This window comes from Roseateles chitinivorans, assembly GCF_050632235.1.
GTDB classification, from domain to species: Bacteria; Pseudomonadota; Gammaproteobacteria; order Burkholderiales; family Burkholderiaceae_C; genus Roseateles; species Roseateles chitinivorans_A.
Map to the genome: position 1 here is coordinate 4,817,694 of NZ_CP192584.1, position 16,990 is coordinate 4,834,683.

At 68.9% G+C, this 16,990-nt stretch carries 18 protein-coding genes and 3 pseudogenes; 13 read left to right on the top strand and 8 right to left on the bottom strand.

Annotation, left to right across the window (positions count from 1 at the left end):
• Positions 1 to 50: 50 nt before the first annotated feature.
• From ACQ859_RS21970 to ACQ859_RS21980, 3 genes are read right to left on the bottom strand one after another with little or no spacing between them, the layout of a single operon-like run.
• Positions 51 to 398, bottom strand: a complete 348-nt coding sequence (locus tag ACQ859_RS21970) for a DUF2024 family protein (protein ID WP_431262756.1) — start codon at positions 396 to 398, stop codon at positions 51 to 53.
• Positions 398 to 790, bottom strand: coding sequence for a hypothetical protein (locus tag ACQ859_RS21975; RefSeq protein WP_431262757.1), 393 nt, complete (start codon positions 788 to 790; stop codon positions 398 to 400). The genes ACQ859_RS21970 and ACQ859_RS21975 overlap by 1 nt, the downstream gene beginning before the upstream one ends.
• 19 nt (positions 791 to 809) lie before the next feature.
• The gene (locus tag ACQ859_RS21980; RefSeq protein ID WP_431266625.1) at positions 810 to 1,685 is read right to left on the bottom strand and encodes a cupin domain-containing protein; all 876 of its coding nucleotides are present in this window, start codon (positions 1,683 to 1,685) and stop codon (positions 810 to 812) included.
• Positions 1,686 to 1,938: 253 nt separating this feature from the next.
• Between ACQ859_RS21980 and ACQ859_RS21985 the strand changes: the two genes are divergently transcribed.
• From ACQ859_RS21985 to ACQ859_RS22045, 13 genes and pseudogenes are all read left to right on the top strand, one after another.
• Entirely contained in the window at positions 1,939 to 2,490 is a 552-nt protein-coding gene (locus ACQ859_RS21985) for a carboxymuconolactone decarboxylase family protein (RefSeq protein WP_431052204.1), read from the top strand.
• Positions 2,491 to 2,582: 92 nt separating this feature from the next.
• Entirely contained in the window at positions 2,583 to 3,839 is a 1,257-nt protein-coding gene (locus ACQ859_RS21990; protein ID WP_431262758.1) for a PAS domain-containing sensor histidine kinase, read from the top strand.
• Positions 3,836 to 4,492 (top strand): annotated as a pseudogene (locus ACQ859_RS21995) (response regulator); the annotation flags it as partial. The gene ACQ859_RS21990 and the pseudogene ACQ859_RS21995, both read left to right, overlap by 4 nt.
• 285 nt (positions 4,493 to 4,777) lie before the next feature.
• The gene (locus ACQ859_RS22000) at positions 4,778 to 6,190 is read left to right on the top strand and encodes a CmpA/NrtA family ABC transporter substrate-binding protein (protein ID WP_431262759.1); all 1,413 of its coding nucleotides are present in this window, start codon (positions 4,778 to 4,780) and stop codon (positions 6,188 to 6,190) included.
• 13 nt (positions 6,191 to 6,203) lie between these two features.
• Positions 6,204 to 7,102, top strand: a pseudogene (gene ntrB / locus ACQ859_RS22005) (nitrate ABC transporter permease).
• A 4-nt stretch (positions 7,103 to 7,106) separates the two neighbouring features.
• A complete protein-coding gene (locus ACQ859_RS22010; protein ID WP_431262760.1) occupies positions 7,107 to 7,931 on the top strand; it encodes an ABC transporter ATP-binding protein in 825 nt (274 codons plus the stop codon).
• Positions 7,928 to 8,371, top strand: coding sequence for a cyanase (gene cynS, locus ACQ859_RS22015; RefSeq protein WP_431262761.1), 444 nt, complete (start codon positions 7,928 to 7,930; stop codon positions 8,369 to 8,371). The genes ACQ859_RS22010 and cynS overlap by 4 nt, the downstream gene beginning before the upstream one ends.
• Positions 8,372 to 8,514: 143 nt before the next feature.
• Positions 8,515 to 9,252 (top strand): hypothetical protein, encoded by a 738-nt coding sequence (locus ACQ859_RS22020; protein WP_431262762.1) that lies wholly within the window; start codon positions 8,515 to 8,517, stop codon positions 9,250 to 9,252.
• A 5-nt stretch (positions 9,253 to 9,257) separates the two neighbouring features.
• Positions 9,258 to 9,977: a hypothetical protein gene (locus ACQ859_RS22025; protein WP_431262763.1), complete on the top strand. Its 720-nt coding sequence runs from the start codon at positions 9,258 to 9,260 to the stop codon at positions 9,975 to 9,977.
• A 65-nt stretch (positions 9,978 to 10,042) separates the two neighbouring features.
• Positions 10,043 to 10,396 carry a DUF2946 domain-containing protein gene (locus ACQ859_RS22030; protein WP_431262764.1) on the top strand — a complete coding sequence of 118 codons (354 nt, stop codon included), beginning with the start codon at positions 10,043 to 10,045 and terminating at the stop codon, positions 10,394 to 10,396.
• A gap of 149 nt (positions 10,397 to 10,545) precedes the next feature.
• On the top strand, positions 10,546 to 11,184 hold the full coding sequence (locus ACQ859_RS22035) for an SCO family protein (RefSeq protein WP_431262765.1): 639 nt from the start codon (positions 10,546 to 10,548) through the stop codon (positions 11,182 to 11,184).
• A 61-nt stretch (positions 11,185 to 11,245) separates the two neighbouring features.
• Positions 11,246 to 11,734: a copper chaperone PCu(A)C gene (locus tag ACQ859_RS22040; protein ID WP_431262766.1), complete on the top strand. Its 489-nt coding sequence runs from the start codon at positions 11,246 to 11,248 to the stop codon at positions 11,732 to 11,734.
• 33 nt (positions 11,735 to 11,767) lie between these two features.
• Positions 11,768 to 13,195 carry a PepSY-associated TM helix domain-containing protein gene (locus ACQ859_RS22045; RefSeq protein WP_431262767.1) on the top strand — a complete coding sequence of 476 codons (1,428 nt, stop codon included), beginning with the start codon at positions 11,768 to 11,770 and terminating at the stop codon, positions 13,193 to 13,195.
• A gap of 30 nt (positions 13,196 to 13,225) precedes the next feature.
• Here ACQ859_RS22045 and ACQ859_RS22050 read toward each other — a convergent pair whose 3' ends face one another.
• From ACQ859_RS22050 to ACQ859_RS22070, 5 genes and pseudogenes are all read right to left on the bottom strand, one after another.
• The gene (locus ACQ859_RS22050; protein ID WP_067274360.1) at positions 13,226 to 13,603 is read right to left on the bottom strand and encodes a response regulator; all 378 of its coding nucleotides are present in this window, start codon (positions 13,601 to 13,603) and stop codon (positions 13,226 to 13,228) included.
• Between the two features lie 182 nt (positions 13,604 to 13,785).
• Complete coding sequence (locus ACQ859_RS22055) at positions 13,786 to 14,079, bottom strand: DUF3325 domain-containing protein (RefSeq protein WP_431262768.1); 294 nt, start codon at positions 14,077 to 14,079, stop codon at positions 13,786 to 13,788.
• A pseudogene (locus tag ACQ859_RS22060) lies at positions 14,076 to 15,826 on the bottom strand (PepSY-associated TM helix domain-containing protein). Before ACQ859_RS22060 ends, ACQ859_RS22055 begins: the two are co-directional and overlap by 4 nt.
• Entirely contained in the window at positions 15,823 to 16,170 is a 348-nt protein-coding gene (locus ACQ859_RS22065) for a DUF3649 domain-containing protein (protein WP_431262769.1), read from the bottom strand. The pseudogene ACQ859_RS22060 and the gene ACQ859_RS22065 overlap by 4 nt, the downstream one beginning before the upstream one ends.
• 19 nt (positions 16,171 to 16,189) lie before the next feature.
• On the bottom strand, positions 16,190 to 16,954 hold the full coding sequence (locus ACQ859_RS22070) for a DUF4198 domain-containing protein (RefSeq protein ID WP_431262770.1): 765 nt from the start codon (positions 16,952 to 16,954) through the stop codon (positions 16,190 to 16,192).
• Positions 16,955 to 16,990: the final 36 nt, after the last annotated feature.

Here is a 16,990-nt window from a genome sequence, read left to right on the forward strand (position 1 = left end):
GCCTGCCAGGAATGCCCGTCAGGCACCGCCTGACCTCAGCGCTCGCGACCTCACTCGCAGTTGGCCAACTCGATGATCGCGAAGCCCTCCCGGTCGATCTCCTCGACGACAGGCTCCGGCGCGATTTCCATGTGGCAGAAGCGGCACTCTTCGGCCGACAACTGATGCGCAGGCAAGCCCCTCGCGGCGAGGTACTTGCGGCCGAAAGCCAGCACCTGTTCCTGCGCGCGGGACGCGTCCGGAACGAGGATGTCGAAGTGCATCAGGCGGCCGTCGGGGCGGGTGACGTAGGTGTCGAATACGGCGATCTTCATGGGGTTCACATCGGGGAAGTGGTCGATGGCCCAGTGTGGAAGACCGCGGTGCGGCGGATGCCACTGAACGTCCAGCACCCGCATCAGATCGTCCGGGCGTTCAACTCCTCCAGCACCCTCAGCGCGATAGCGCCGAGGCCAGCGCCGGTTCCCCTGTTGTGCGACGACAGGTTCTGCTCGTCCGTTACGTCGTTCCATTCCACATCGCCCTGGACGACGATGTGCCGGGCATCCGTCTCCATCTCGAAGTAGATGAAACGGGCCTCCGAAGTGAGCAGTTGACCGAACAACCGAGGCATGCCGGCGAAGTCGATCTCCAATCGGATCACGATCGCCCGATCGCAGTCCACGCCGCGGGCTTTCGCCACCTGCAGCAATGCCGGCGGCCACGGTTCCATCCGCCAATGATTCGCGCTGCTGCGGATCCTAGATTCCGCAAGCGCATTCTGTTGCTGGACGTTCTGTTGTCTGGACACGGTCTACGCCTCCCCACTGTCATTCCGTCAGGGTGGCAGAGTCCTCGGCCAACCCTTGCCGCCACTCCCTCGGCGACCGCCCCACCCGCTGCGTGAAGACACGCGACAGCGCGGACGCATTCGCGTAGCCGAGCTGATCGGCGATCTGCTTGATCGAGCGGCCCAGCCGCAGCTGTTCCTGCGCAAGACTCAAGCGCCAGTCGGCGAGGTACGCCGCCGGCGCCTGACCCACCAGCTCGCGGAAGCGCGCCGCGAACGCGCTGCGCGACATGCCTGCGCGTACGGCCATGCGCTCCAGCGACCACGCCTCGCCTGGCGCCTCGTGGACGGCCGCGAGCGCGAGCGCGACGCGCGGGTCCGACAGGCCCGTCACCAGCCCCGGTTGCACACCCGCCTCCGCCGGATGGTCGATGAGCCAGCGCAGCAGCTGGATCAGCACGACCTCGAACAGCCGGTCCGCCAGCACGCGTTGACCGCAGCGCAATCGCTCGGTCTCCGAGAACAGCAATTGCAGCGACATCTCCAGTCCCTCCACACGCGCCAGCGGGAGCAGCACCAGCGGCGGCAACGCGCGCACCAGCGGGTTGAGCGGACCGCCGTCGAACTCCAGCTCCGCGCAGGTGAAGTCGGAGCCTTCGCGCGGCGGATTGCGGAACTCGTGCGCGACCGGGCGCGGATAGAAAAGCAGCGAGGGTTCGTCCACGCGCAGCTTGCGCGGCAGGCCGGCGCTGGCCGGGTGACGCAACTCCATCTCGCCGCGCTTCATCACATGCAGGAAGCCTCGCCCCGGCACCGGATCGAAGGGATTCACCCCGCACAACGGGCCGACGTGGAACAGCCGCGCGCGAACGCGGAAGTGCTCCAGCAGCGAAGACAGACGGTCGATCGGCGGCAGCGATGCAGACGATCCTGACGCTGCCGATGCCTTCGCTGTCTTCGATGCGGCGGTCACCGCGGCCGAAGCTGCGGCTGAGGATCTGGACGTGCCTGTCATGGACGCTTGGATGCGTTTGATGGACGAAACGCGGCCAATGGTACTACCACCGGGACCACACTGACGTCCAGCAGCAGACGAACACCACGCCACTGCCTGACGCCTCCAAGGACGTCATCGACATCCACCGACATCCACCCTGAAAGGAAACATCATGTCCACCACTTCCCGCGTCGCCCTTGTCGATCCCAAGCAAGCCCAAGGCGACGCCAAGGTCGCGCTCGACCAGATCCAGGCCGCCTTCGGCGCCACGCCGGCGATGTTCCGCGCCGTGGCCAATTCGCCGGCCGCCATCAAGAGTCTGTGGGGCAGCTTCGGCGCCCTCGGCGGCGGCGTGATCCCCGCGAAGCTCGGCGAGCAGATCGCCGTCGCCATCGCCGATCGCAACGCCTGCGAGTACTGCCTGGCCGCGCACACCGCGCTGGGTCGCAAGGCCGGCGCCACGTCCGACGAGATGGCCGCCGCGCAGATGGGCGAGTCCGCCGACCCGAAGACCGCCGCCGCGCTGCGCTTCGCGCTGAAGGTCGTCAACGACCGTGCGCAGGTCAACGACGCCGACGTGCAATCGCTGCGCGATGTCGGCTTCGACGACGGCGCCATCGTCGAGATCCTCGCGCACGTCGCGCTCAACCTCTTCACCAACTACGTGAACGTCGCCTTCGCCGTGCCGGTCGACTTCCCGTCGGTGAAGTTGCGCCGCGCCTGAGCGCGCGGCACCGACCGGCTCGCGCCCATCGCCGACCGGTCGGTCGCGGCAGCAACGCGCCGGCATGGCACATCCCTTGCACGCTCGCGGGCATGTTCCCGCCGACCGCCCTGCCCGCCCCCGCCGCCGCGTCTTCCGAAGCCGTCGACGATCTGGCCTCGCCCGACGAGGCCGCGCGCCGTCTCGCGCTGCTGCTGGCGAGCACCGGCGAGGGCATCTTCGGCATCGACATGGCCGGGCGATGCACCTTCGTGAATCGCGCCGCCTGCGACACGCTGGGCTGGCGCACCGACGAGGTGCTCGGACGAAACATGCATGCGCTGATCCACCACTCGCATGGTGACGGCAGCGACTACCGCGAGTGCGATTGCCCGATCTTCAACGCCTTCCGTCGCGGCGATCCCTGCCGCATCGACGACGAGGTCCTCTGGCGCGCCGACGGCAGCGCCTTCCCCGCCGAGTACTCCAGCTACCCGCTCTTCGAGCACGGGGAGGTCCAGGGCGCCGTGGTCACCTTCGTCGACATCTCCAAGCGCAAGCTCGCCGAGGAGCAACTGCGCGCCAGTCACGACCAGCTCGAACGTCGCGTGGCCGAGCGGACCTCGCAGCTGCGCGAGCTCGCACATCACCTCGAGGCCGTGCGCGAGACCGAACGCAAGCGCATCGCGCGCGAGATCCACGATGAACTCGGCTCACTGCTGGTCGCGTTGAAGATGGACGTCCACTGGCTGGAACGCCGCGTCGGCGACAGCGCACAGCGCGACGCCATGGTGGCGAAGTGCCATCGCATGGGCGGCCTCGTCGACACCGCCGTGGATGCCGTCGGCCGCATCATCACGGACCTGCGCCCGAGCATCCTCGACCACCAGGGCCTCTGGGCCGCGCTGGAATGGCAGGCGCAGGAGTTCCAGCTCGCCGGCAGCGACGAGCGCGAGGTGCGCTTCCGCATCTTCGTCGCGGCGGACGTCGTCTCTCCCGAAGGCGGGCTGGCGATCGCGGTGTTCCGCATCTTCCAGGAGGTGCTGTCCAACGTCGCGCGCCACGCGAAGGCGTCGCGCGTCGACATCCGCATCGACGTCGATGCGCCGCCGCATCCGGTGCTCTACCTGCAGGTCAGCGACGATGGCATCGGCGCGCCCGACGAGGCGCTCAACGACGCGCGCAGCTACGGCGTGCTCGGCATGCGCGAGCGTGCGGCGCAGTTCGGCGGCCGGCTCGGCATTGCCAGCGCGCCTGGGCGCGGCACGACGGTGCGGCTGGTCATGCCGCTTGACAGCGGACCACGGCAAGACGGATCACCGGTCGCTGCGCCGCCAGACGACGCCCCGCGCGAAGGAACCCCGTCATGACGATCCGCGTGCTGATCTGCGACGACCACCGCATCGTCCGCGAGGGCATCAAGCAGATCCTCGCCGAGGCCAGCGACCTGCGCGTGATGGGCGAGGCGGCCAACGGTCCCGAGGCGATCCAGCAGGTCCGTACGGGCGTGGTGACGGGCGCTGGGCCGGACGTCGTGCTGCTGGACATCGCGATGCCGCAGCGCGACGGGCTCGACATCCTCAAGGCGCTCCGGAGCGAGTTCCCGAAGCTCCCGGTGCTGATGCTCTCCACCTATCCGGACCGGCAATACGCGGTGCGCAGCCTCAAGCTGGGCGCGGCGGGTTATCTCAACAAGAGCGCTGACAGCGAGCAGATGATCGATGCCGTGCGCACCGTCGCGCGCGGACGCCGCTTCATCACGCCCAGCGTCGCCGAGCATCTGGCCGCCGCCATCGGCGACGGCTTCGCCGCGGACGATGGCATCCCGTTGCACGAGGTGCTCTCGCATCGCGAGCACCAGGTCTTCCAGATGCTGGTCGCCGGACGCAGCGTCGGCGAGATCGCCGAACAGCTCGTCCTTTCCTCCAACACGGTGTCGACCTACCGCGCCCGCATCCTCGAGAAGACCGGTGTGCGCAACGACGTGGAACTGACGCTTTTCGCCGTGAGGCGCGAACTCCTCTCCCCTGACCTCCGTCCCGGACGAGGCGACGTCAGCGGGTCTCCGTGGGGCCGGAATGGGGCTTGGGGTCCCTGGAGGGGTGCCCCATGCCCCGTGGAGAGCCCGCGCCTGGCTGACCGGAGTCGCCATCGGTGGAACGGCCCCGGTGGAACGGCTCCGGTGAAACGACATCGGCAGCGACGTTTGTAGTGCTCGCCCTACAGCAGAACCACGCCGCGCACGATGCCGCGATCTGTCGCGTTTTCCTAGAGTGGAGTCCTCCGTCCACCGACCTGGAAAGCAGCGATGAGCGACCTCCGCCACGACCCTTACGACGCTGATCGACCGCTGCTGATGCGCTGCGCGTGCGGGCGGCACGGCAGCGAGGCTGAACATGCCCGAGAGCTGGACCCTGACCGGGCGGCCGCGACGCTGCGCACGCGCGCCGACGCGATGGACACGGCGGACATTGAAGCCGAGTCCAACCAGTTCGTCGAAGCCGCGCTGGTGAAGGCGCTGTTCCCGCAGGACGCGCTGCGGCGCCGTTTCCTGCGCGCCGTCGGTCGCGGCGGTGCGATGGCCGCGATCAGCAGCGTGCTGCCGATCGCGCCGCTGCAGGCGATGGCGCAGGAGCGCGGTGCGCTGGAGAAGAAGGATCTCAAGATCGGGTTCATCCCCATCACCTGCGCGACACCGCTGATCATGGCGCACCCGCTGGGCTTCTACGCCAAGCAGGGGCTGAACGTCGAGGTCGTGAAGACGGCCGGCTGGGCGCTCATCCGCGACAAGATGATCAACAAGGAGTACGACGCCACGCACTTCCTCAGCCCGATGCCGCTGGCGATCAGCCTCGGCCTGGGCGCGACGGCCACGCCGATGAACGTGGCGACGATCCAGAACACCAACGGCCAGGCGATCACGCTGGCGACGAAGCACAAGGACAAGCGCGATCCGAAGTCGTGGAAGGGCTTCAAGTTTGCGGTGCCCTTCGAGTACTCGATGCACAACTTCCTGCTGCGCTACTACGTGGCGGAAGCGGGTCTCGATCCCGACCGCGACATCCAGATCCGCGTCGTGCCGCCGCCTGAGATGGTGGCCAACCTGCGCGCCGGCAACATCGATGGCTTCCTCGGTCCGGATCCGTTCAACCAGCGCGCCGTGTTCGAGGAGGTCGGCTTCATCCACATCCTGTCCAAGGAGCTGTGGAACGGCCATCCCTGCTGCGCCTTCGGCACCAGCACCGAGTTCATCCAGAAGAATCCCAACACCTTCGCCGCGCTGTACCGCGCCGTGCTGACCTCAGCCGCGATGGCGCGCGAGGCCCGCAATCGCGAGCTGATCGCCAAGGTCATCGCGCCCCAGGCCTATCTCAACCAGCCGGAGACGGTGATCGCGCAGGTGCTCACCGGCAAGTTCGCCGACGGCCTGGGCAACGTGCGCGTCGTTCCGGACCGCGCCGACTTCGACCCCATCCCCTGGCAGAGCATGGCCGTGTGGATGCTCACGCAGATGAAGCGCTGGGGCTACCTCAAGGGCGACGTGAACTACAGGCAGATCGCGGAGAAGGTCTTCCTGCTCACCGATGCGAAGAAGCAGATGAAGGCGCTCGATCAGGCCGTGCCGGACGGCGCGTATCCGAAGTTCAGCGTCATGGGCAAGACCTTCGATCCCGCGCAGCCCGATGCCTACGTGGCCGGCTTCGCGATCAAACGCGTTTGAGCGGAGATCGTCGATGACTTCGCTGAACGCGCGCGCCGCCCTGCTCTCGTTGCTGCTGTTCGGGCTGCTGCTGGGCATCTGGCACCTGGCGACGATGACCACGGGGCTGCCTCGTCCGCGGCCTCCGCCGCGGCACCGGCGATGACGCCCGAGCAGATCGAATACGCCAAGCTCATGGGCAAGCCCGTGCCCGCCGAGGCGGGCGCAAGCGCCACGCCCGTCGCGACCAAGAGCGGCTTCCCGACGCTCGCGCAGATGGGCGCGACGGTCGTCCATCACCTGTCCGATCCGTTCTACGACAGGGGCCCCAACGACAAGGGCATCGGCCTGCAGCTGGCATATTCGCTGGGACGCGTGGCGGTGGGTTACCTGCTGGCCGCGCTCGTCGCGATCCCGCTGGGCTTCGCGATCGGCATGAGCCCGCTGATCCACCGCGCGCTCGATCCCTTCATCCAGGTGCTCAAGCCGATCTCGCCGCTGGCCTGGATGCCGCTGGCGCTCTACACGATCAAGGACTCGGCGGCGAGCGGCATCTTCGTGATCTTCATCTGCAGCGTCTGGCCGATGCTGATCAACACGGCCTTCGGCGTCGCCGGCGTGCGCAAGGAATGGCTCAACGTCGCCCGAACGCTGGAAGTCCGCCCGCTGCGCCGCGCCCTCGAGGTCATCCTGCCGGCGGCCGCGCCCACCATCCTCACCGGCATGCGCATCAGCATGGGCATCGCCTGGCTGGTGATCGTCGCGGCGGAGATGCTGGTCGGCGGCACCGGCATCGGCTACTTCGTCTGGAACGAGTGGAACAACCTCAGCCTGCCCAACGTGGTCTTCGCGATCCTCGTGATCGGGCTCGTGGGCATGGCGCTGGACGGGCTCTTCGCCCGCGCGCAGAAGGCGGTGACCTATGCGGATTGATCCGATGGAACACGGCGCCGCGGCGGCGGTCGATGCGGCGCCCGTGCTGGTCCGCGTCGAAGGGCTCGCCAAGCGCTACGGCGACACGACCATCTTCGAGGACGTGAACTTCACGCTGCGCGAGGGCGAGTTCGTCTGCATCGTCGGCCACAGCGGCTGCGGCAAGACGACGATCCTGAACACCCTCGCCGGCCTGGAACGGGCGAGCGACGGCCACGTCATCGTCGACGGCCGCGAGGTCGTGGGGCCGGGTCTTGACCGCGGCGTCGTCTTCCAGGGCCATGCGCTGATGCCTTGGCTGACGGTGCGGCAGAACATCGCCTTCGCAGTGCGCAGCAAGTGGCCGGACTGGCCGAAGGCAAAGGTCGACGAGCAGGTCCGCAAGTACGTCGCCCTGGTCAGTCTGACGCCCGCGCTCGACAAGAAGCCGAGCCAGCTCTCTGGCGGCATGAAGCAGCGCGTCGGCATCGCCCGCGCCTTCGCGATCGAGCCGCGGATGCTGCTGCTCGACGAGCCCTTCGGCGCGCTGGACGCGCTCACGCGCGGCACCATCCAGGACGAGCTGCTCAAGATCTGCGCCGCCACGCGGCAGACGGTCTTCATGATCACGCACGACGTCGACGAAGCCCTCCTGCTCGCCGACCGCGTGATGCTGATGTCGAACGGCCCGAATGCGCGGGTCGCCGAGATCGTCGTGAACACGATGCCCCGCTCGCGCCAGCGCGCCACGCTGCATCACGATCCCCAGTACCACCCCATGCGCAACCACCTGATGGACTTCCTGGTGGAGCGCAGCCATCTCGTCACCCCTGCAAGGAGCATCCCATGAGCCGACTCGACGTCACCGAAAAGATCATCGCCACCAAGGTGGCCAAGGGCCTGAAGTGGTCCGACGTGGCCGAGCAGGTCGGCCTGAGCAAGGAGTGGGTCACGGCCGGCTGCCTCGGCCAGATGACCTTCGACGACGCGCAGGCCGCGACGCTGGCGGGGATCTTCGACCTCACCGAGGCGGAGACCCAGTGGCTCAAGGTCGTGCCTTACAAGGGCAGTCTGCCGACCTCGGTACCGACCGATCCGCTGATCTACCGCTTCTACGAGCTGATCAGCGTCTACGGGACCACGTTCAAGGAACTGATCCACGAGGAGTTCGGCGACGGCATCATGAGCGCCATCGACTTCCGCATGGACCTGCAGCGCGAGCCCGATCCGAAGGGCGACCGTGTCAGCATCGTGATGAGCGGGAAGTTCCTGCCGTACAAGACCTACTGACCGCCCGATGACCGCCAAAGAGCGCCAATGAGCGCCATTGAGCGCCCACCAACAGCCCACCGAGAGCCCACCGGACCAAAGTCACTCGCAGGCACGGCCGGCCCCGGCTTAAGCTGGGGACCTCCCAGCTGGATCCCGTCGCCGTGCCCGCCCTGCCCCCTGGACCTCTTGGTCTCGACACCAATACTCCCCAGATCGACAAGGGCACGATGTGCCTGCAGCGCTCGCTGCCGCCCGGGTCCGTGTGCGTCACGAACGAGGCGCAGACCCGCGCCAAGCCGCTGGACGCGCAGGCACGCAAGCTGGCCGCCATCGCCTACGGCGAGGCTTCCACCGCCAATGACGCCGACGAGATCGGCGGCATCGCGTGGGCCGTCGCGAACCGCTGCCGGGCCTGGGGCGGCAAGACCGTCGACCAGCTGCTGATCGCCGATCCCAACTACACCTACGCGGTGAAGGACGGGAACGTGCGCTACGGTCAGTTCATGACGGCCTCCGAAGCGGCCATCGAGGCCGACGCCGGCATGAAGATCGCCCGGCAGGCCGCGGAGAATGCGCTCGCGCAACGCGGCACCGATCCGGCCAACGGCGGGTACTGGTGGGACGGCAAGGACTTCAAGACCAACTACAAGAACCACCCGAAGGTGAAGGACGGCTTCCGCTTCGGCGCGCCGGCGCACAACATCTTCGGCGTGAAGGAAACGACCAACGAGGAAGTCGTCACCTGGTGGACGGCGATGAAGAAGGGCGTGCTGGTCAACACCAAAGAGCGCGGCCGCTATACCGCCATCTGGGTCTCGACGGCGGCGCACGGTTCCACGATTTTCTGGACGCATCCGCAGGACTACGTCACCGCCACGGGCGGGAAGGCTTATCGGTGAGACGAATGACGATCTGGCAGCACCTTCAGAAGAAGCAGATCCACGCCTGCGTGGCCGTGGCGCTCGCCGGCCTCGCAGCCGGCGCCCGCGCCGATGCGGGAGAGGCTCCGCAGATCTTCGACGGCTACGAGGCGTTCTACGCCACGCTGCCGGATCCGCTGTTCACCGCGGGCGATGCACGCAAGCGCAGCGCCGGCGGGTTGGGAGAACCCGCGGGGGATTTCTGGAAATGGACCGCGCAGGGCAAGGCCCGCGTGCTGTCGCTCACCGGTCCGGACGCGGCGATCGATGGCCGCCGCCTGCCGGCCTCCCGCGCGCAGCGGTTCGACGGCGAAGGCCTGGCGCCCGCGCTGGGACGATCGGCCACGGTGTATGCCAATGACGAGGCGGTGTGCATCGAAGGGGTGCCGGGCAGTGCCAGCGGCACGGCCGTCCGCCACGTGCGGGTCACGCTGATCACGCAGCCCTACGGTGCTGCCGCGAAGCGGTTCGAGCTCCCCAGCCTGTTCGCGAGCTGCCTGGGACTGACCCGCATCGACAAGGACGTCGCCCATGGCGTCGGCTTCTACCGGGCGAGCTACCGGTGGCCGAAGAGCGCACCGGCGCCGGAGGGCGTGACATTCGAGGCCTTCGCATTGAAGGGCGGTGCGTTCGTCCCCTTGCAGCAGACCGTGACCGCCACCTTCGTCGAGACCGACAACGTCTACCGGTTCACGACGCGTTGAGCTAGCCGCATAGAATCCCCCGCATGCAGGCGACGCGGACATCGATCAGGCGCTGGGCATGGCTCGTGAGTTTCACGATCCTGCTCGCGGCGCTCCTGCCGTCGCTGTCGCATGCCATGCTGGTCCACCAGGGCGCCACCTTCGCGGAGATCTGTTCCGCGACCGGCGCCAGGCTCGTGATGATCGATGCCACCGGCACGGTCGATCAGGAGCGCGAGGGCTCGACGTCGATGAAGACGTCGATGGACTGCCCGTACTGCGCCATCCACCACGGCGCGCCGGACCTGCCGCCCGCCACCGTGCAATGGACGCCGCCCGACGCCTTGAAGTTCGAGCGTCCGCGTCTGTTCTTCACCGCGCCGCGCCCGCTCTTCGCCTGGGCGCCCTCGCTCGCGCGCGGACCTCCCGCCGTCGCCTGATCGCCGCCTCGCGGCAGATGCGCACTTCGCGCCGTTCCGGACGCGAAGCTTCCTTCGACTGACCTGTCCGTCCTCGCACGCGCTCATGCGTGCGTGTCTGCGGACGTTGGCGCGCTCACGCGCCAGGGTCGGCCCACGCCTTTTCGATCATGCGACACCCTTCCCTCGCGCACCCGGCGCGCCCGCTCCATGGCGACGCCGTCGCCGCCCCCGACGCGCGTCGTCGGGCCCTGACGTTCGCCGCCTGCCTGCTGCCGCTCGCGGCCTGCAAGCCCTCCCCGACCTTCCACGGCATCGATCTCACGCTGGTGAGTTATGCGCGCGACTTCGCGCTCCAGGGCTCGGACGGCCGTCCGCATCGTCTGGCCGACTTCCGCGGCAAGGTGGTGATGATGTTCTTCGGCTTCACGCAGTGTCCCGACGTCTGCCCGACCGCGCTCGCACGCGCCGCGGCCGTGCATCAGATGCTGGGCGAGGCGGCGAAGGACTTCCAGGTCCTCTTCGTCACCATCGACCCCGAGCGCGACACCGCGCCGGTGCTCGCGGCCTACACCGCCGCGTTCCACCCGAGCTTTCTCGGGCTCTACAGCGATCTCGAGGGCACCGCCGCCGTCGCCAAGGAGTTCAAGGTCTATTACGGCAAGGTGCCCACCGGCAGCAGCTACACGATGGACCACTCGACCTTGAGCACGGTCTTCGACCGCCAGGGCAAGGCGCGCCTGGCCATCAAGCACGAGATGAGCGCCACCGACGTCGCCGAGGACGTGCGCCAGCTGCTCGACACCTGACGCGCCGCAGGCCGGCCGCGCACCTTCTCAACTTCCATTCATTTCTTTCCGGAGAATCGACATGACCTTCAAGATCCACACGCTGCTGCTCGTCGCGGGCGCGCTGCTCGCCTCCATCGCCCATGCCCAGGTGAAGATCGACGACGCCTGGGTGCGCGCCACCGTCCCGCAGCAGAAGGCGACCGGCGCGTTCATGAAGCTGACGGCGGCCAAGGACACGCGCCTGGTCGGCGTGACCACGCCGCTGACGCCCAAGGCCGAGGTCCATGAGATGGCGATGCAGGACAACGTGATGCGCATGCGCCAGATCCCCGCGATCGAGCTGCCGGCCGGCAAGACGGTCGAGCTCAAGCCCGGCGGCTATCACCTGATGTTCTTGGACCTGCCCGCGCAGGTGAAGGCCGGCGATCAGGTGCCGCTGACGCTGACCTTCGAGGACCGCGGCGGTGCCCGCCAGACCGTCGATGTGAAGGTGCCGGTGCGTGCGCTCAATGCGGCGATGCCGGCGAAGGACGACAAGCAGGGCAGTCACGGCGACCACGCGCATTGAGGCCCTCCTGACTGCACACCCCTCGGAGCCCTGATGTCGACCTCGTCCGCTTCCGCCCTGCCGGATTCGTCGCTCTACCGACGCGTCTGGCGATGGCATTTCTACGCCGGCCTGCTCTGTCTGCCGATCCTTGTGCTGATGGCCGTCACCGGCGCCCTCTACCTCTACAAGGACGCGATCGAGTGGCGCTTGGACGCCGGGTGGCGCTTCGTCCCGCCTACGTCGGGCCCCGGGCTGGACGGCGAGTCGCTGGTGCAGCGCGCTCTGGCCGCGCAGCCCGGCTCCGCGGTGCGCTTCATCCCGCCGGCCGTCTCGGGCCGAAGCGCCGAGGTGGGCGTGCGCACCTACGGGGGTGTCGTCACCGTCTACCTGGATCCGGCGGACGGACGCGTGCTGGGGCAGCAGCGGGACGACCGCAAGCTGATGGAGGTGATCAAGCGGCTGCACTCGCTCGTCATCGCCGGACCGGTGGCCAACCACGCGGTCGAGATCGTCGCCGGCTGGGCCATCGTGCTCGTGGTGTCGGGGGTCTTTCTCTGGTGGCCGCGCGGTCGATCGGGTGGGGTCTACACCCTGCGCGGGCGCACGTCGCAGCGCCTCTGGTGGCGCGACCTGCATGCGGTGACCGGCGCGGCGGCGGCCGTGGCGATCCTGTTTCTCGCCGTCACCGGGATGCCCTGGTCCGCCTTCTGGGGCAAGCAGTTCGGACAACTGACCAACGACTGGGGCGTGGGGTTGCCGAAGCATCTCTGGGGCAAGCCCGCGTCGACGCCGCCGTTGTCCAGCCTGGGCGACACGCCCTGGACGCTCATCCAGGCGCCCTTGCCGGAATCGATGGCGCACGCCGGCCATGACACCGCGGCACCCTCCCCCGATCACGCCGCACACACGAAGACGGGCCGCGACGAGTCATCTGCGCCCAGCCCGGCACCGGAGGTCATGCCGTTCGGCCTGAACCAGGCGCTTCGCCTCCTTGCGGCCCAGGGCTTGCCGCCGGGCACGCCCGTGAGCCTGCCCATCGGGCCGACAGGCGTCTTCACGGCGATGTCCATGCCGGACGATGTCACGCAACAGCGCGTGGTCCATCTGGACCGGTACACGGGCCAGGTGCTCGCCGACGTCGGCTATCGGGACTATGGGGTGGTCGGCCGAGCGGTCGAGTGGGGCATCCAGCTCCACACGGGTCGGCAATTCGGCGGGTTGAACCAGCTCGTGATGCTCGCCGGCTGCCTGTCCATCGTGGGTCTGGCCGTCTCCGCCGTCGTGATGTGGTGGAAACGTCGCCCGCGCGGCCGGTTCGCGGCGCCGCCGCGTCGGGCGGGCGATCGCGCGGCCATCGGCGCGATCGTCGTGGCCGCCGCGCTGGGGACGCTGTATCCACTGCTCGGTGCCTCCATGCTCGCGGCCCTTGTCCTCGATGCCCTGGTGCCCCGGCGATGGCATGAGCGCTTCGGCCTCTAGCAGGTGCCGCCACCGCGACGCCGTCCGGACTCAGTCCGCCATCCACGCGCTGTTGGACAGCGTGCAGAGCTCGCCGACGAGCCGTTCGAAGTCGCAGGCCTTGTCGTAGAAGCCGTCCGCGCCGCAGGACAGCACGCGGGCCTCGTACGCCGAGCGGTCTTCCGAGCTCAGCACCAGGATGCGGCCGCGGAAGCGGGCGGCGCGCAGGCGCTCGATCACGCCCAGGCCGGAGCCGCCGTCGATGCTCAGGTCCACCAGCACCACGTCCGGCGCGCTCAGCGCGATCGTGCTGATCGCGGCGTTCTCGCTGGAGGCCTGTCCCACCACGGTGATGGACGCTTCGGACTGCAGGCGCGAGACCATCAGGCGTCGCAGCAGCGCGTTGTCCTCGATCAGTGCAACCTTCATTTTTTGTCTCCCTGGAATGACTCAATGATGAGTCACGGGCGACAGCTTTTCGAGGCTGGCCGGCCCCCAGCCGGGGTGGGGACGCTGGCCGACAGCGGGTCAGGCGAAGGACTACAGGCGGATGGGATTCCCCCACACCCCGGAAGAGCCATGGCGCGTTTGCCCTGGCGGCAACGGACCGCTCACCGCCCGCGCCGCTGATCCTTGCGCCGCTGGTGCACGATCAAGGCGACGAACACGGCGCCCGCCGAGAAGCTGGTGTGACCGCTGTAGCTGACCAGTCCCAGGCTCCAGCCCTGCAGGCTCACGACAAGCGCCAGGCTCGCCAGCAGCAACGCCCATCCGGCCGTGCGCAGCGCCCGCGTCGTCGCCGCGGGCAGCTCGCGGCCGAGGACATCCGATTGCGCGCGGTCCGTCCCCATCGCCAGCGCCGCGAACGCGGCCAGGCAGATCGACAGGCTCAGGAGGTGCATCATCGCGCGCCCTCCCCGCCGGCACGCAGCGCCATCCCGGCTTCGCCCGACGGCGGCGGAGGCGGCATGCGTGACACCTTGGCCGGCGAACGCTCGGGTGCGGCCGGGGCCTCGCGCCTGGCCGGCTTGACCGGCCTGCCCTTGGGCACATGACGCGCGGTGCGGATCGCCAGGGAGGCCAGCAGTGCCGCGAACGCCCAGAACATCAGCTCGACGCCCGCGAAGATCCAGTCGCCCTTCGCGAGGCTGTGCCACAGCGGCCGGTCCGTCGTGAGCGCGTTGCCCACCGGGAGCAGCGCCAGCGACGCAGCGCCCAGCCACAGCAGCTCGATCCAGGCCCGCTTCGCCGGCCGGACCAGCGCATGCAGCAGCGTCACCGCCCACACGATAAAGACCACGTGGACTTCCCACTCGGCGCGCTTCTCCAGGCCCATCGGCAGCAACCGGTTGGCCCACAGCATGCCGCTCATCGCCAGCGGCAGACCCGCGATGGCGGCGATGTTCAGCCGCTCCACCACGCGGAAGCCGAAATACGGCCGGTCCGGATTGGGCAGCTTCTGGCGGCGCTTGACGGTCCACATCACCAGCCCGCTGCCGACCATCGCCGTGCCCGCGAGACTCACGAGGAAGTACAGCCAGCGCGTCGCGCCGTCGCCGAAGCGTCCCAGGTGCAGCCCGTACATCACGCCGCGCGTCTCGGCGGCCGCGCCGACGCCGTTCTTCTCCTCGACCAGCCGCCCGGAGACGCCATCGAACAGCAGGTACTGCGGGCTCATCGAGACCCGGCCGCCCTCGCCGCGCGTGATCGCCACGCGCGCCACGGCGTCGCCCGGATTCACCGCGGTGACGCGGGCCACGCCGCCCGGTCCCCAGCGGCGTTCGGCCTCGCGCACCATCGCCTCGATCGACGCCAGCGGCGCCGCCTCGCCCGACGGCTTGGCCGGCTGCAGGAAGGCGTTCATCTCCGAGGTCAGCTGCTTCTTCATCGCCGGCGAGTTGATGCCGGCCTGCTCGCCCCACGGCATGTACAGCGTCATCAGCGTCACCAGGCCGGTGTACGTGATCATCAGGTGGAAGGGCAGCCCGAAGACCGACAGCGCGTTGTGCGCGTCCAGCCACGAGCGCTGGCCCTTGCCCCCGCGGAAGGTGAAGAAGTCGGTGAAGATCTTCTTGTGCGTGATCACGCCGCTGACGATCGCCACCAGCATGAACATCGCCGCCAGGCCCGCGAGCCAGCGGCCCCAGACCACCGGCATGTAGTGGAACTGGAAGTGGAAGCGGTAGAAGAACTCGCCGCCCAGCGTCTCGCGCGCGCTGACCTTCTCCCCGTCTGCGGATCGAAGTTGGCGTCCTTGAACGCGCGCCGGCCGCCGTCCTTCGACGGGACGCGCCAGAAGGCGTTCGCCACGCTGTGGCGATCGTCGGTCAGGCGCAGGCTCCACTGCGCGGTGCCCGGCGCGAGCGTCTCGAGCTCCTTGGCGATGCGGCCGGCGACGACGGCCGGCTCGGGCATCACGGCCTGGTGCGCGATCTCGGGCCGCATCCACTGCGACAGCTCCTCCTTGAAGTAGGAGACCGTCCCGGTGAGGAACATCGCGAACAGGAACCAGCCCAGCAGCAGGCCGGTCCAGATGTGCAGGTCCGACATCGTCTGCCGGATGCCGCGCGGCTGGGGCCCGGTCTTGCCGGTGGCGGTGGGGGCGACGTCGACGTCGTCGACGCGAGCGTCGGCAGGAACTTCTGCAGTCATGGCGAGGCGACAGGTGCGGCGGCGGTCCAGACGGACCAGGCCAGAGGCAGGAGGAGCAGCGCGGCGACGATCAGTCCGACCCAGGCCCGCGTGGCGCTGCGCACCGCGAAGACCCAGATCACCGCGCCGGTGTAGACGGCGAAGCTGCCGAGCATGCCGCCGATGACGGCCTGGATGGTGCTCGCCGGCAGCGCGAGCACGGCGACGCTGAACAGCGCCGCCAGCGCGTAGCCGCCGCCGACCGCCGCGACGATGCGCGAGATCAGGGGCAGCACGCCCAGGACGCGGGACGCCGCGGACGCGGCCCTCGACGTGCGGCCCGACGGGGCGCTGACGGCGTTCATCGCGGCGCTCCTCCAGTGATCACTTGTTCGGCGCGGCGGCCGGGCCGGCCGCGATCGGCTCGACGCCGTCGGACTTCAGCACGGTCAGCGAGGTCACGTAGTTCACGCCGTCGTACTTCTCGGCGCCCTTGGGACCCTGGCGCTCGCCCGCGGTCTTGTCGGTGTGCGCGACCTCGGCCACGTACTGGCCCTTCCACGGCAGGTCGAAGCGCACCAGGCCCTGCTCGTCCGAATGGGCTTCCTTGGCCCAACCCGACTGCGTCACCAGCGACACCTTGGCCTTGGCCAGCGGCTGGCCGCGGAAGAAGACCTTGAACTGGCCCGGCTGGCCCGCCGGCACCACGTCCAGCGTCAGCTTGGGCGCCAGCGCGGCGCTGCCGGTCACCAGGCGCGCGGCCGGGCGGTACCAGTTCGTCACCTGCTTCTCGCCCTGCTTGAAGCTGTAGAGCGGATAGGCGGCGTCCTCGGCCAGCAGCGACTCGCCGGCTTCGGCGCGGAACGGCAGCGCGTAGCCGTCCTTGCCCTTGACCGCGTCGACCGGCTGCTCGCCCTTGCCGTCCAGGCGGATCGCGCGCACCTGGCCGAACTTGTCCAGCAGCCCCGGCGAGGCCTCGCGCAGGTTCTCGCCGAATTCGCCGAAACGGACGACCGCGCGCTCGTCGGCGCCGGCGGGTTGCTCGATCCAGATCTGGTGCGCCTGCGCGGCGCCTGCGGCGGCCAGCAGCAACGGCAGGACGGCGAGGCGTGAGGACAAAGGCAGGGACGGACGGAAGCGCTTGTTCATGAGGTCTCCTGAAGGACTCGAAGAATGAACGGGATG